Source organism: Rhodoferax sp. XS2R6 (genome assembly GCF_056521365.1).
Map to the genome: position 1 here is coordinate 372,423 of NZ_JBWMAY010000001.1, position 13,633 is coordinate 386,055.

Below are 13,633 nucleotides of genomic sequence, written 5' to 3' on the forward strand. Positions count from 1 at the left end.
CTTTTAAACGGGGGAAACGCTAGCGTGCGTCACTTGCGCAGAGGTTTTACCAAACCTGCGCTCACGCGCATGGTATTCGGCAATCGCCTGGTCCAGTGCCTGTTCATCAAAGTCCGGCCAGAAAGCGGGGCTGAAATACAGTTCGGTGTACGCAGACTGCCACAGCAGAAAGTTGCTCAGACGGAACTCCCCGCCCGTGCGAATCAACAGATCGGGATCCGGCCCAGAGCCTAGTGCCATCGCCTGGGACAGGGAGGTTTCGGTGATCGGCTCGCCACGCGCAGCCAATTGGGCAGCCGCCTGGGCAATCTCCCATCGGCCACCGTAGTTGAAACACACATTCAGTGTCAGCACGTCATTGTCGGCAGTATCCAGCTCCGCACGTGACAAGCCCACGCGCACGCGCTCTGACAAACCAGACCGATCGCCCACAAAGCGCAGGCGCACACCGTCTTGTTTCAGTTGAGAAACTTCGCGAGCCAACGCACCCGCAAGCAGATCCATCAGACCCGAGACTTCTTCTTCGGGCCGATTCCAATTTTCTGACGAGAACGCAAACACCGTCAGGACAGCGATGTGTCGCTGGGCGCAGGCGCGCACGATCCGCTTGAGGGTGTCAACGCCTTGTTTATGCCCTGCAAGGCGCGGCAAAAATCGTTTGGATGCCCAGCGCCCATTGCCATCCATCACGATGGCCAGATGGTGTGGCCCGGCATCGGGGTGTGCCATAAAACGATGCGCCGTCAAACAGCCATAATGTCTTGCTCTTTGGACGCGACGAGCTTGTCTACCTCGGCAATGTGCCGATCGGTGAGTTTTTGCACATCCGCTTCCGAGCGTTTCTGGTCATCTTCCGAGGCCAGTTTGTCTTTCACGAGCTTCTTCACTGCTTCGTTGGCATCACGGCGCAGGTTGCGCACCGCAATTTTGGCCGCTTCGCCTTCGGAACGAACCACTTTGGTCAATTCACGGCGGCGCTCTTCGGTCATCGCGGGCATAGGCACGCGAATCAAATCACCCATGCTGGAAGGATTCAAGCCCAAATCGCTTTCACGAATGGCTTTTTCGATCTTGGCGCCCATGCCTTTTTCCCAAGGCTGAACGCTGATCGTGCGTGCATCGATCAAGGACAGGTTCGCGACCTGGCTCAAGGGCAACATCGAACCGTAATAGTCGACCTGCACCGTATCCAGCAGTGCAGGGTTGGCGCGCCCTGTGCGGACTTTGGTCAAGTTGTTCTTGAAAGCCGCGATGGATTGGTCCATCTTGTTTTCAAGGTTGGTTTTGATATCGGCGAGTGACATGGTGACTTCCTTGGGTACAGGCGAATGAGGCTTGTAGAGGTATCAAACGTGAACCAAAGTGCCTTCGTCCTCACCCATCACAACGCGCTTCAGTGCACCGTGTTTGAAAATAGAGAAGACCTTGATCGGCAGCTTTTGGTCGCGACATAGCGCAAATGCAGCGGCGTCCATGATCCCTAGGTTCTGGGTCATGGCTGCATCAAAAGTAATTTTCGAATAACGCGTGGCAGCAGGGTCTTTCTTTGGGTCCGCACTGTAGACGCCATCCACCTTGGTGGCTTTGAGCACGATCTCAGCACCGATTTCGGCACCACGCAGGGCTGCGGCCGTGTCCGTCGTGAAGAAAGGATTACCAGTACCGGCAGCAAAAATCACGACCTTGCCTTCTTCCAGGTACTGCAAGGCCTTGGGACGCACATAGGGCTCCACGACCTGCTCAATGCCAATCGCGGACATGACACGTGCAATAAGTCCCGCCTTGTTCATGGTGTCACCCAAGGCCAAGGCGTTCATCACCGTTGCCAGCATACCCATGTAATCGGCAGTGGCGCGGTCCATTCCGACAGAGCCACCAGCGACCCCCCGAAAAATATTCCCGCCACCAATCACCACCGCAACCTCAACACCCAGACGGGTAACTTCGGCAATTTCGTCCACCATGCGCACGATGGTGTTGCGGTTAATGCCGAACTGGTCGTCGCCCATGAGTGCCTCGCCCGACAGCTTCAGCAAAATACGCTTGTAGGCAGGACGGTCTTGGCTCATGGGTGACTCCGAAAGGTAGGGGTGGTAATTGGCAAGGCTGGATCAAGCCGCTTGCTTGGCAGCGGCAACTTGTGCAGCCACTTCTGCCGCAAAGTCGTCCACTTTTTTCTCAATGCCTTCGCCCACCACGTACAAGGTGAAGCCCTTAACAGTGGTACCGACTGCCTTGAGCATTTGCTCCACGGTTTGTTTGTCGTTTTTGACGAAAGGCTGGTTGAACAAAGAAACTTCCTTGAGGAACTTCTGCACACCGCCTTCAATGCGCTTGGCGACGATTTCAGCGGACTGAACAGGCTTGCCAGCAGCAGTGGCCACCGCAGCGTCTTCGGCAGCCTTGGCAGCGGCCACAGAACGCTCGCGCTCCACCAACTCGGCGGGCACTTGGTCAGAAGACAAAGACACGGGCTTCATGGCCGCCACGTGCATCGCCACGTCCTTGGCGGCGACTTCTTCACCATCAAACTCCACCACCACACCAATGCGGGTACCGTGCAAGTAAGAAGCCAGCTTGGTCGAACCGTCAAAATGCTTGAAACGGCGGAAGGTCATGTTCTCGCCGATCTTGCCGATCAGGCCTTTGCGCACGTCTTCCAGCGTGGGGCCAAAACCGTCTTGCTCGTAGGCCAGCGCGCTCAAAGCCGCCACATCGGCGGGATTGTGCTTGGCGACCAACGACGCTGCGGCATTGGCCAAAGCCAAAAAGCTGTCATTTTTGGTCACGAAGTCAGTTTCGCAGTTCACTTCGATCAGCGCCCCAGCAGCACCTTCAATGCTGGTGGCAACCACGCCTTCGGCTGTCACGCGGGCCGCAGCCTTGCCGGCCTTGCTGCCCAACTTGACGCGCAACAGTTCTTCAGCTTTGACCATGTCGCCTTCGGCTTCGGTCAATGCTTTTTTGCATTCCATCATGGGGGCATCGGTCTTGCCGCGCAGTTCTGCCACCATGCTTGCTGTAATTGCTGCCATTTGGATTCTCCGTAATTCAGTAGTTTAAGTAAGAGCTAAAAAAAAGGGGCAACAAAGCCCCCTTTTGAAGGGTGACGCAGCGCCTTAGGCGGAGGCTTCACTCACTTCAACGAATTCGTCTTCGCTTTCAGCAGAGACTGCCTTGACCACGTCGTCCACGGCGTTGGCGCGACCTTCCAGGATCGCATCGGCGATACCACGGGCGTACAAAGTCACCGCCTTGGAAGAGTCATCATTACCAGGAATCACGTAGTCGATACCTTCTGGGGAGTGGTTGGAGTCCACCACACCGATCAGGGGAATGCCCAGCTTCTTGGCTTCAGCGATGGCAATCTTGTGGTAGCCCACGTCGATCACGAAAATTGCGTCAGGCAAGGTGTTCATGTCCTGGATGCCACCGATGTCTTTTTCAAGCTTTTCCAGTTCACGGGCAAACATCAACTGCTCTTTTTTGCTCATGCTGTCCAAACCAGCTTCTTGCTGAACCTTCATGTCCTTCAAGCGCTTGATAGAGGTCTTGACGGTCTTGAAGTTGGTCAACATGCCGCCCAACCAGCGCTGATCCACAAAGGGAACACCTGCGCGCTGCGCTTCGGCCGACACGATTTCGCGAGCCTGGCGCTTGGTACCCACCATCAGAATGGTGCCGCGCTTGGCAGACAGTTGGCGGACAAACTTGGCCGCTTCCTGGAACATCGGCAGGGATTTTTCCAGGTTGATGATGTGAATTTTATTGCGGTGGCCGAAGATGAACGGTGCCATCTTGGGGTTCCAGAAGCGGGTTTGGTGTCCAAAGTGAACGCCGGCTTCCAGCATTTCGCGCATAGTAACTGCCATGATTAACTCCAAAGGTTAGGTCTTAAATCCGGTCCGCACATCGCCCCTGCTAAGCAGGCGCAACACCTTGGCTGGACCGGTTTGTGATTGCTATTGCCGGGCACGGATGCACCCCTAGCAAAGCCAGTCGAGTATACCACGCAGGCGCTTTGCGCAAAAGACCCGGCCGTGGGGGCTTTTTCATGTACAAACTGCGGCCACACGGCAGATCTGGCCCATGCTTGTGAAAAAATAGCCTGCAGCGCAAGCGCAAGGTTTGCGACAAAGTATCTGAAAGTAACGATGAAAATAGCAGTAGTGGGCGCCGGTGTAGTCGGTATCGCCACAGCCTATGAGCTGGCAGCGGACGGGCACACAGTCACAGTTTTTGACAAATCAGCGGCGGCCTGCGAGGAAGCCAGCTTTGCCAACAGTGGCCTGGTCGCCCCCAGCATGCAATTGCCCTTTGCCTTCCCTAGTGAAAAGGGGAATGCAACGATGCGTTTCCTGGACACGGGACGGCGACTGACCCGAAGCCCATGGCGCGCCCTACAAGAGATGAAGTCCTTGTGGCGCTGGACGCACCCCCACGGCCCATATACGCATGCGAAACAATATGCGTCAGCGCAACAGCTGGGACGTTACAGCGCGGAGCGCCTGCAATACGTCATCGAGCGCAGCCAGATGGAGATAGAACGCAGTGAAGGCCAGTTAGTGCTGGTGCGCACCGAACAAGCCTTACAACGCCTGCAGCCGACATTGGATGCCCTCAAAACCCAAGACATCGCCTGCAAGGTGCTGAGCCCCGAGGAGGCCCGCAAACAAGAACCATCCTTGCACAGCGAAGCCCCCTTTCACGCAGCCCTGTGGCTCCCCGGAGACCAGGTAGCCAACTGCCGCCAGTTCGCCCTGGAATTGAAAACCGTCACCCAAAAAATGGGGGTGAACTACCAGTTCGGCGCAGATGTCCAAGACCTGAACCTGCAGCCACGGCCCACTTTGACAGTAGCAAACAGCCAGGGCACCGAAGTGGTCACCGCAGACCATGTGGTGTTATGTACCAACCGGGCACCGCGGAATTTGTTGCTCAAGCACCCCCTGAATATCCCCATGGTGGAGTTGCATGGATACGCCTTGAGTGTTGCGATTCGCGAACCACTGAATGCCCCCCGCAGCGCAGTGCACGACTTGCACGACAACCTGGTCATCAACCGCCTGGGTAACCGCATCCGTGTGAGTGCGGGAGCAGAACTGGGCCCCAAGCCGGAAACCAAGAATGCAAAGGTTGTCAACGCCATGTACCGAGCGCTGGAGCTGTACTTCCCTGGTGCTGCCAATTACCCGGCGGGCACCCAAGTCTGGCATGGCACACGCCACACCATCGCCGACGGACTGCCAGCCATTGGCCCCAGCGGACTGCCTCACCTGTCGCTAAACATCGGGCATGGCGCCTGCGGTTGGACCTGGGCCTGCGGCTCAGCGCGCTTGCTGGCCGACCAGATAGCTGGGCGGCTCGCGGCTATGACGATGGATCCGATGCTGCCAACCCGATTTCTCCGCTAAAAACTGTTGTCGACGCCCGCACAGTGCTGACACAATGGGACGAGGGAGATGCTTTATCCATGAGTCCTGAACTTTCGCAAAAACTGACCGCTGCCGTGGACGGCATGCCCGCGTTTCCCAAAAGCGTGCAACGCATTCTGGAGCTGACGGGTGACGTCAACAGCACCCCCAAAGACCTCGTGGACGTCATCGACAAGGACCCTGTGGTGACCGTCAAGGTCCTCAAGGTCGTGAACTCGGCGTACTACAGCCTGCCCAAGCAAATCACCTCGATTGGCCACGCCGTGGTGTACCTGGGCTTCAACACCATCAAAAATCTGGCCTTGAGCATTGCGGCCATTGGCATGCTGCCCAAGGACAACGCGGCAGGCTTTGACGTGCAGCAGTACTTGCTGCATTCACTGGCCACCGCGGGCATCGCCAAGCAGCTGGCGCTCAAGGTGGACGACGCAGACCCCATGGACTGCTTCATTGCGGGCCTGCTGCACGACTTTGGCAAGGTGGTGTTTGCCCAGTTCATGCCCATCGAATTTCGGGCTGCACTGCACATGAGCGAGGATGGACAGAGCTCGCTCCACACAGCACTGCAAATGACGATTGGTGCGGACCATGCCGTTGTTGGCGCCATGCTGGTCGAGAAATGGCGCTTTGCCCCCCATTTGATCGATACCATACGGCACCAGCGGGTGGACGACCTCAAAGACACGGACATGATTGCCTGTGTGTTTGCGGCCAACCAGATCAGCAAGAAGTTGCAGTACGGCTTTGCCGGCAACTACAAGGTGGAAGAACTCCCGGCCGCAATTCAAAAGCGTCTGGGCGGCGATCTGGACACGGTGATTGCCTCCATGGGCAATCTGGACACCCTGTTTGCAGAAGCACAGGTTTTTGCCAAACTGTAAAAAGGAGACGGCATGAAGGTGAAGTTTTGGGGAGTTCGTGGGTCCATCGCTTCGCCGGGCCCGAAAACCGTGCGCTACGGCGGCAATACCACCTGCATCGAAATCCGCACGGACAACAACGAACTCATCATCCTGGATGCGGGTACCGGCATTTTCCCGCTCTCGCAAACGCTGCTGGCCGAGATGCCCGTCACCGCCAATGTGCTGATCACCCACTCCCACTGGGACCACATCCAGGGCCTGCCCTTCTTCATTCCCAACTTCATTCCTGGCAACACACTGCGCCTGCATGGTTGCTTCGACCCGGTATCGGGCAAGGGCATTGAGCAGGTCATGGCAGTGCAGCTGCAGTACAGCTACTTCCCGGTGCGCGAAGCTGAAATGAAGGCCCGCATCGAGTACGTCACCCTGATGCCGGACCAGCCCATCCAGATTGGATCGGCCACCGTGACGCCCTGCTTGCTGAACCACCCGGTCATCGACTTTGGCTACCGCATTGAATGCAACGGCAAGTCGGTATTTTTCACGGGTGACCACGAGCCGCCCTACAACATCTACGAACCTGGCGACGAGGCCTACGACGAGTACCAGGTGTTTGTCGATGAGAAAGAACGCGCCATCCAGGGGGCTATCCGCGGCGTGGACGTCTACATTGCCGACAGCTCCTATACCGACGCTGAATATCCCGCCAAAAAAGGCTGGGGGCACGGCACCTTCAGCACCAGCATTGCCAGCGCGCACGGCGCGGGTGCCAAGCTGCTGTTTTGCACCCACCACGAGCCCACGCGCAGTGACGATGCGCTTGAAGTGGCATTTGCCGAGGCACTGAGCACCAACGCTGCAATGGCGCAAGGCATGGACATCCGATTGGCCCGCGAGGGTGATGTCTACGAATTCTGAGTGGCTACTGGGCCCGCAAGGGCCATTGCGCCCCACGCCCTACCCGCTGCTGGGCACTGCCGCGCTGCGCGCGCTGGAGGCCCATGCCGCCAGTCTCCTACCCGCCCATACATTGATGCAGCGCGCAGGGCTGGCCTTGGCGCGGCTCACCCTGGCCTACGCGCCCCACGCCCAAACCGTTTGGGTGGCCTGCGGCCGTGGCAACAATGGGGGCGACGGCTTCGAGGCAGCCATGCACCTGCAACGCTGGGGCAAAACCGTGTGGCTGTCTTTGCCCGAATCTGCCCGCCCCCTGCCTGCCGATGCAGCAGCCTCTCTGCAAAACGCCCAGGCAGCGGGTGTGGCCATCCACTCCGGTGCACCACCGCACTGGGATGTGTGCATCGACGCATTGCTGGGTATCGGCCTACAGGCGGCGCCCCGCGGCGCAACACTGGACGCCATCCAGGCCATGCAGGCTGGTGATGGCCCCATCGTGGCGGCCGATGTGCCCAGTGGCTTGGTAGCCGACACGGGCCACACTCCGGGCGCCTGTGTGCGGGCGCGGGCCACGCTGTCGTTTCTGGCCCTCAAGCCAGGGCTATTCACCGCCCAGGGACGCGATGTCTGTGGCGACATCTGGCTGGACAACCTGGGAACTACCGTCCTCCAGACTCCCGATGCCTGGCTGAACACCGCCCAGCACAACACCCCGCGCCAGCATGCGTCCCATAAAGGCAGCTTTGGCGATGTGGCCGTGGTGGGAGGCGCCACCGGCATGGTGGGGGCAGCCTTGCTGGCAGGCACCGCCGCCCTGCATGGTGGTGCAGGGCGCGTCTACCTGACCTTGTTGGACCCGGAGGATCACCATGCGGTATTCGCCACCCACCCAGCCCTGATGCAGTGCGGCGCAGCGCAACTCGCCATCGAAAACATGGCTGTGGTGGCGGGGTGTGGCGGCGGGGACGCCATAGCCGCCAGTTTGCCCCGGCTCCTGGCTAGCGCCCGGCAACTGGTGCTGGACGCCGACGCCTTGAACGCCCTGGCCCGAAGCCCGGCCTGGCACCCTGCGCTGGTGGCCCGCAAGGCGGGCACCACCGCGCTCACGCCCCACCCCCTGGAAGCCGCACGCCTGCTGGGATGCAGCACCACAGAGGTGCAGGCCAACCGCCTCGCCTGCGCCCAAGCACTGGCACACACTTTCCAATGCGCCGTCGTGCTGAAGGGATCGGGAAGCATCATCACCAGCCCGACAGAAGTGCCACGCATCAACCCCACCGGTAACGCACGGCTGGCAACGGCCGGCACTGGCGATGTGCTGGCCGGACTCTTGGGCAGCCTGATGGCACAGGGCTACGGTAGCTTTGAGGCAGCCTGCCACGCCTGCTACCGGCATGGCCACGTGGCAGACCAATGGGCCATGACTTCAACGCTGACTGCCCCTGACCTGGCCCGCCATATTTAAGCAAAAGAAGCCTCTAGCCCAAGTGGCATATGCGCAAGCAGCTATCTTTTATATAGCACACCCAGCCTGAGCACCAGACGCCCCAGGCGCCTGGGGGCCGTCCCGACCTAGCGTCGTTGCTTCTTGGCTGCCTTTTTGGAGGCACCCGAGGCTTTCTCGTTGGCGCGGGCACTGCGTGGGGCCTTGGCGCTGGCGCGCTGCCGGGCTTTGCCCTTGAATGCCCCACCACCATCGGACTCCACGCGGTCGCCAAACTCCGGACGCCCTTTGGCTTCCCGCGGTGCGCCCTTGTCGGCCACCGCACGCGGCTGCAGACTCTGGCCTTCCTGCACCAGACGGAAGTCAATCTTGCGGCCATCCAGGTCCACACGGCTCACCTGGATACGCACCCGCGTGCCAATGGCATAACGGATGCCGGTGCGCTCACCGCGCAATTCCTGGCGCAACTCGTCAAAGCGGAAATACTCCCCACCCAGCTCGGTGATGTGCACCAAGCCTTCCACATACATGGCGTCCAACGTGACAAACAGGCCAAAGGTGGTAGCCGAGCTGACCACCCCCGCGTACTCCTCGCCCAAATGCTCGCGCATGTATTTGCATTTGAGCCAGGCCTCCACGTCGCGGCTGGCCTCGTCGGCGCGACGTTCGTTGGCGCTGCAATGCAGGCCGGCCGCTTGCCAGGCGGTGCCTTCGGCATTCATTTTCTTAGGCTTGGTGCCGGGTTCTGCCACGCGACCGGCCAGGTTTTTCTCCAGCCGGCGTGCCAACTTGGCATGCGCCTCGCCCGGTGTCGGCAGCGCAGGCAACTGGTACTTGGCCTTGGCCAAAATCGCCTTGATAACCCGGTGCACCAGCAGATCGGGGTAACGGCGGATCGGGCTGGTGAAGTGGGTGTAGGCGTCAAAGGCCAAGCCAAAGTGGCCGCTGTTGATGGGCGTGTAAATCGCCTGCGACATGGAGCGCAGCAACATCGAGTGGATTTGCTGCGCATCGGGCCGGTCTTTGGTCGCCATGGCAATGGCCTGGAACTCGCCGGGCGCGGGCTTGTCGCTGATGCTCATGCCAATACCCGAGGCCTTGAGGTAGTTGCGCAGGGTTTCCTGCTTCTCGGGTGTGGGGCCTTCGTGCACCCGGAACAAACCGGGGTGCTTGTTTTGCGCAATGAAATCAGCACTGCACACGTTGGCCGCCAGCATGGCCTCTTCAATCAGGCGGTGGGCCGTGTTGCGGGTGCGCGGCACAATTTTTTCAATTCGGCCGTTTTCATCGCACACGATCTGCGTCTCGGTGGTTTCAAAGTCCACCGCGCCGCGCTTGTGGCGCGACTTCAGCAAGGCCTGGTAGACGCCGTGCAGGTCCAGCAACTGCGGCACCAGATCGCGCCGCTTGCTGGCCTCTGGGCCACGCGTGTTGCCCAAGATGGCTGCCACCTCGGTGTAGGTAAAACGCGCGTGGCTCCACATCACCGCCGGGTAAAACTGGTAGGCATCCACCTCACCCTCGGTGGTCACGAACATGTCGCACACCATGCACAGGCGCTCCACCTCGGGGTTCAGGGAACACAGGCCGTTGGACAGCTTCTCGGGCAGCATAGGAATCACGCGGCGCGGGAAATACACGCTGGTCGCGCGGTCGTAGGCGTCCACGTCGATGGCCGAGCCGGTCTCTACATAGTGGCTTACATCGGCAATGGCTACCAGCAGACGCCAGCCCTTGAGGGCGGTCTTGCCACGGCCTTTGGTGGCAGGCTCGCAGTACACCGCGTCGTCAAAGTCGCGTGCATCTTCACCGTCGATGGTCACCAGCGGGATGTCGGTCAGATCAATGCGCTGCAGCGTGTCCTGCGGGCGTACCTTGTCTGGCAGCGTACGCGCCAGCGCAATGCAGGCGTCCGAAAATTCATGCGGCACGCTGTATTTGCGCACGGCAATTTCAATCTCCATGCCGGGGTCATCCACCTCGCCCAGCACTTCCTTGATACGGCCCACGGGCTGACCAAACAACGCGGGCGGCTCCACCAGCTCAACCACCACCACTTGGCCAGGTTTGGCCGCACTGGTTGCACCTTTGGGAATCAGTACGTCCTGGCCATAACGCTTGTCTTCAGGCGCTACCAGCCAGACACCACTCTCTTGCAAAAGGCGGCCGATGATGGGCTGCGTGGAACGCTCCATGATCTCCACCACACGCCCCTCGGGGCGACCCTTTCGGTCGCTGCGCACGATGCGCACCTTGACGCGATCCTTGTGGAGCACGGCGCGCATCTCATTGGGGGGTAAATAAATGTCGGAAGCACCATCGTCGCGCGACACAAAACCGTGTCCGTCGCGATGGCCTTGCACGACGCCCTCAACTTCGTCCAGCATTTCGCTGGAATGGTTAATGTTTTTGATAAAACCCTCGCTCTTTCCCAAGGTGCCGTGACGGCTGAGTTGGATACACGGTTATAAGTATGCGCTAGAAATGTTGCGAAATTGACAGCACACCAACGCCGCCGAACCGCAATGCTATTTTGTGGAAGCAGCCGCTGTGCCGCAACAAATCCATCCATCGGCACAGCGGTTCTACGTCAATCGCAAAAAAGTTGTGCGACCAGGCAAAAGAGCGAAAAGACTAGTGCTATAATTTGAGACTTGCCCAGGTGGCGAAATTGGTAGACGCACTAGCTTCAGGTGCTAGCGGTTGCAAGACCGTGGAAGTTCGAGTCTTCTCCTGGGCACCACTAAAAGATAAGGCCTGTGACGAAAGTCACAGGCCTTTTTCTTTTGCCTCATCCATGCCACTGACCGGTTGTTGTATCGGTCAGCAGCGCTGAATTTAGATGGGCAAGGCCACCAGATCGTGCCCTTGTGCACTCACAATGCGCGCCTTGGTGAACTCACCCACTTTGAGGGTCTTGCTGATCTTTTCGGGTGGCAGCAAACGCACCACACCGTCAATCTCGGGAGCATCCGCGTAACTGCGCCCCACCCCACCCTTGCGACCGAGAGCTGGTGCGGAATCCACGAGCACCTGCATCACCGAACCCACGCGACGCTGCAGGCGCGCAGCCGACACTTCTTCGGCTACAGCCATGAATCGGGCACGACGCTCCTCGCGCAACTCGATGGGCAACATGCCTGGCAAATCATTAGCCGTTGCCCCATTCACCGCGCTATAGGCAAAACAACCGGCGCGGTCGATCTGGGCTTCACGGATGAAGTCCAGCAAATGCTCGAACTCGGCTTCGGTTTCACCTGGGAACCCGGCAATGAAAGTGCTGCGCACTACAAGTTCAGGACACGCCTCACGCCACTGCTGCAGGCGATCCAGATTTTTCTCGCCACTGGCGGGGCGCTTCATACGGCGCAGCACATCCGGGTGACTGTGTTGCAGCGGCACATCCAGGTAAGGCAGCACGCCGCCGGTCGCCATAAAAGGAATGATGTCGTCCACACTGGGGTATGGGTACACATAGTGCAAACGCACCCAGGCGCCATAGGGTTCGGCAATATCGCCCAGCGCCTGCACCAGCTCCAGCATGCGGGTCTTGACGGGCTTGCCATCCCAGAAGCCTGTGCGGTATTTCACATCCACACCGTAGGCAGACGTGTCCTGGCTGATCACCAGCAACTCTTTCACGCCACCTTCGAACAGCGCCTTCGCCTCGCTCAGCACATCCCCAATCGGGCGGGACACCAAGTCTCCACGCATGCTGGGAATAATGCAAAAGGTGCAACGGTGGTTGCAGCCTTCGCTGATCTTCAGATAGGCATAGTGGCGCGGAGTGAGCTTGATGCCCGCCACACCGAAGGACTGCGGCACCAGATCCAAAAATGGATCATGGGGCTTGGGCAAGTTCAGGTGCACCGCATCCATCACCTCTTGCGTGGCATGCGGGCCGGTAACGGCCAAGACCTTGGGGTGCATTTGGCGCACCATATTCTCACCACCATCGGTGGTTTTGGCACCCAGGCAACCGGTCACGATCACGCGTCCGTTTTCGGCCAGTGCTTCACCAATCGTGTCCAGGCTCTCCTTGACCGCATCGTCGATGAAACCACAGGTATTCACGATGACCAAGTCCGCACCCTGGAAGGTTTTGGAGGTTTGGTAACCCTCCGCGCTCAGTTGCGTGAGGATCAGTTCAGAGTCGGTCAAAGCCTTGGGACAACCCAGGCTGACAAAACCGACTTTGGGCGCGGCGTGCGCGGGTTGGCTGGGGGTCAATATGTCTGTCATATCCATCAATCCATAGAAGCAACCCCGCCACCCACCCAACCTGAATACGACTAGCGCTTCAGGCCAAAGGTGCCGAGGAACTGCTCTGTTTGTTTCTGCATTTGTTCCTGCATTTGCTGGAACACGTTGTTGCTCATGACACCCTGCACCATGGGTGCCTGCATGTCCATCAGCGCTTGCATGTTCTTCTCCAAGTACCCACCCATCATGCCCTGCATGGCATGGCCATAAAAGCGAATGATGTGCGAAAGCACTGGTGTGGTGAACATGGGCGAACCATTCGCCTCTTCTTCCAGAATGATCTGCAACAAGATGCTGCGCGTGATGTCTTCACCCGACTTGGCATCCACCACAGAAAACACTTCACTGTCCATCACCAACTGCTTGATCTCTGCCAACGTGATATAGGTCGAGGTGTCGGTGTCGTAGAGGCGGCGATTGGGGTATTTTTTGATGACCCGCTGCGACTTCTTGGAATCTTTGGAAGAGGTTTTTTGCATTGCGATCGCTCGTCACTCAACGTGGGAGCCAAAATGGTGTTGCACTGCAGCACATTCTAGGGAGTGACCGCCTGGCATTGACCTAGGATAACCCTAGGAGCAGGAGATATTGGAAATTTGGTAGGCGCAATTGGACTCGAACCAACGACCCCCACCATGTCAAGGTGGTGCTCTAACCAGCTGAGCTATGCGCCTACATATATCCGAGAGGCCGAAGTATAGCAGCAAACTTGGCCCATCCCTGACTGACGC

General features: G+C 58.9%; 12 protein-coding genes and 2 tRNA genes. 5 read left to right on the top strand and 9 right to left on the bottom strand.

Annotated elements, in window-relative coordinates; all coding sequences use genetic code 11:
• Positions 1-3: 3 nt before the first annotated feature.
• From uppS to rpsB, 5 genes are all read right to left on the bottom strand, one after another.
• Positions 4-729 (bottom strand): polyprenyl diphosphate synthase, encoded by a 726-nt coding sequence (gene uppS, locus AC097A_RS01755; protein ID WP_479619519.1) that lies wholly within the window; start codon positions 727-729, stop codon positions 4-6.
• A 14-nt stretch (positions 730-743) separates the two neighbouring features.
• Entirely contained in the window at positions 744-1,304 is a 561-nt protein-coding gene (gene frr, locus AC097A_RS01760) for a ribosome recycling factor (RefSeq protein ID WP_105259710.1), read from the bottom strand.
• Positions 1,305-1,346: 42 nt separating this feature from the next.
• A complete protein-coding gene (gene pyrH / locus AC097A_RS01765) occupies positions 1,347-2,069 on the bottom strand; it encodes a UMP kinase (protein ID WP_105259711.1) in 723 nt (240 codons plus the stop codon).
• A 42-nt stretch (positions 2,070-2,111) separates the two neighbouring features.
• Positions 2,112-3,035, bottom strand: coding sequence for a translation elongation factor Ts (gene tsf / locus AC097A_RS01770; RefSeq protein WP_105259712.1), 924 nt, complete (start codon positions 3,033-3,035; stop codon positions 2,112-2,114).
• Between the two features lie 84 nt (positions 3,036-3,119).
• Positions 3,120-3,872, bottom strand: coding sequence for a 30S ribosomal protein S2 (rpsB, locus tag AC097A_RS01775; protein ID WP_315478390.1), 753 nt, complete (start codon positions 3,870-3,872; stop codon positions 3,120-3,122).
• A gap of 282 nt (positions 3,873-4,154) precedes the next feature.
• Between rpsB and AC097A_RS01780 the strand changes: the two genes are divergently transcribed.
• From AC097A_RS01780 to AC097A_RS01795, 4 genes are read left to right on the top strand one after another with little or no spacing between them, the layout of a single operon-like run.
• Positions 4,155-5,414: an FAD-dependent oxidoreductase gene (locus tag AC097A_RS01780; protein ID WP_479619520.1), complete on the top strand. Its 1,260-nt coding sequence runs from the start codon at positions 4,155-4,157 to the stop codon at positions 5,412-5,414.
• A gap of 59 nt (positions 5,415-5,473) precedes the next feature.
• Positions 5,474-6,316 carry an HDOD domain-containing protein gene (locus AC097A_RS01785; protein WP_315473270.1) on the top strand — a complete coding sequence of 281 codons (843 nt, stop codon included), beginning with the start codon at positions 5,474-5,476 and terminating at the stop codon, positions 6,314-6,316.
• Positions 6,317-6,328: 12 nt separating this feature from the next.
• Entirely contained in the window at positions 6,329-7,216 is an 888-nt protein-coding gene (locus AC097A_RS01790) for an MBL fold metallo-hydrolase (protein ID WP_479619521.1), read from the top strand.
• Positions 7,200-8,660, top strand: coding sequence for an NAD(P)H-hydrate dehydratase (locus tag AC097A_RS01795; protein WP_479619522.1), 1,461 nt, complete (start codon positions 7,200-7,202; stop codon positions 8,658-8,660). Before AC097A_RS01790 ends, AC097A_RS01795 begins: the two co-directional genes overlap by 17 nt.
• Before the next feature lie 107 nt (positions 8,661-8,767).
• Here AC097A_RS01795 and rnr read toward each other — a convergent pair whose 3' ends face one another.
• Entirely contained in the window at positions 8,768-11,026 is a 2,259-nt protein-coding gene (rnr, locus tag AC097A_RS01800) for a ribonuclease R (protein ID WP_479619523.1), read from the bottom strand.
• A 269-nt stretch (positions 11,027-11,295) separates the two neighbouring features.
• On the opposite strand from rnr, the gene AC097A_RS01805 reads away from it, so the two are divergent.
• Positions 11,296-11,382: transfer RNA gene (locus AC097A_RS01805), tRNA-Leu, on the top strand.
• Between the two features lie 95 nt (positions 11,383-11,477).
• On the opposite strand, the gene rimO is transcribed toward AC097A_RS01805, so the two are convergent.
• The 3 genes from rimO to AC097A_RS01820 form a co-directional block, all read right to left on the bottom strand.
• Complete coding sequence (gene rimO, locus AC097A_RS01810; protein ID WP_479619524.1) at positions 11,478-12,881, bottom strand: 30S ribosomal protein S12 methylthiotransferase RimO; 1,404 nt, start codon at positions 12,879-12,881, stop codon at positions 11,478-11,480.
• Between the two features lie 50 nt (positions 12,882-12,931).
• The gene (phaR, locus tag AC097A_RS01815; protein WP_105259720.1) at positions 12,932-13,381 is read right to left on the bottom strand and encodes a polyhydroxyalkanoate synthesis repressor PhaR; all 450 of its coding nucleotides are present in this window, start codon (positions 13,379-13,381) and stop codon (positions 12,932-12,934) included.
• A gap of 118 nt (positions 13,382-13,499) precedes the next feature.
• Positions 13,500-13,576 (bottom strand) — tRNA-Val (locus AC097A_RS01820).
• Positions 13,577-13,633: the final 57 nt, after the last annotated feature.

Excerpts from the sequence above, each read along its gene's own strand:
- uppS (WP_479619519.1), bottom strand. The coding sequence starts at position 729 with ATGGCACACCCCGATGCCGGGCCACACCATCTGGCCATCGTGATGGAT.
- frr (WP_105259710.1), bottom strand. The coding sequence starts at position 1,304 with ATGTCACTCGCCGATATCAAAACCAACCTTGAAAACAAGATGGACCAA.
- pyrH (WP_105259711.1), bottom strand. The coding sequence starts at position 2,069 with ATGAGCCAAGACCGTCCTGCCTACAAGCGTATTTTGCTGAAGCTGTCG.
- tsf (WP_105259712.1), bottom strand. The coding sequence starts at position 3,035 with ATGGCAGCAATTACAGCAAGCATGGTGGCAGAACTGCGCGGCAAGACC.
- rpsB (WP_315478390.1), bottom strand. The coding sequence starts at position 3,872 with ATGGCAGTTACTATGCGCGAAATGCTGGAAGCCGGCGTTCACTTTGGA.
- AC097A_RS01780 (WP_479619520.1), top strand. The coding sequence starts at position 4,155 with ATGAAAATAGCAGTAGTGGGCGCCGGTGTAGTCGGTATCGCCACAGCC.
- AC097A_RS01785 (WP_315473270.1), top strand. The coding sequence starts at position 5,474 with ATGAGTCCTGAACTTTCGCAAAAACTGACCGCTGCCGTGGACGGCATG.
- AC097A_RS01790 (WP_479619521.1), top strand. The coding sequence starts at position 6,329 with ATGAAGGTGAAGTTTTGGGGAGTTCGTGGGTCCATCGCTTCGCCGGGC.
- AC097A_RS01795 (WP_479619522.1), top strand. The coding sequence starts at position 7,200 with ATGTCTACGAATTCTGAGTGGCTACTGGGCCCGCAAGGGCCATTGCGC.
- rnr (WP_479619523.1), bottom strand. The coding sequence starts at position 11,026 with ATGCTGGACGAAGTTGAGGGCGTCGTGCAAGGCCATCGCGACGGACAC.
- rimO (WP_479619524.1), bottom strand. The coding sequence starts at position 12,881 with ATGACAGACATATTGACCCCCAGCCAACCCGCGCACGCCGCGCCCAAA.
- phaR (WP_105259720.1), bottom strand. The coding sequence starts at position 13,381 with ATGCAAAAAACCTCTTCCAAAGATTCCAAGAAGTCGCAGCGGGTCATC.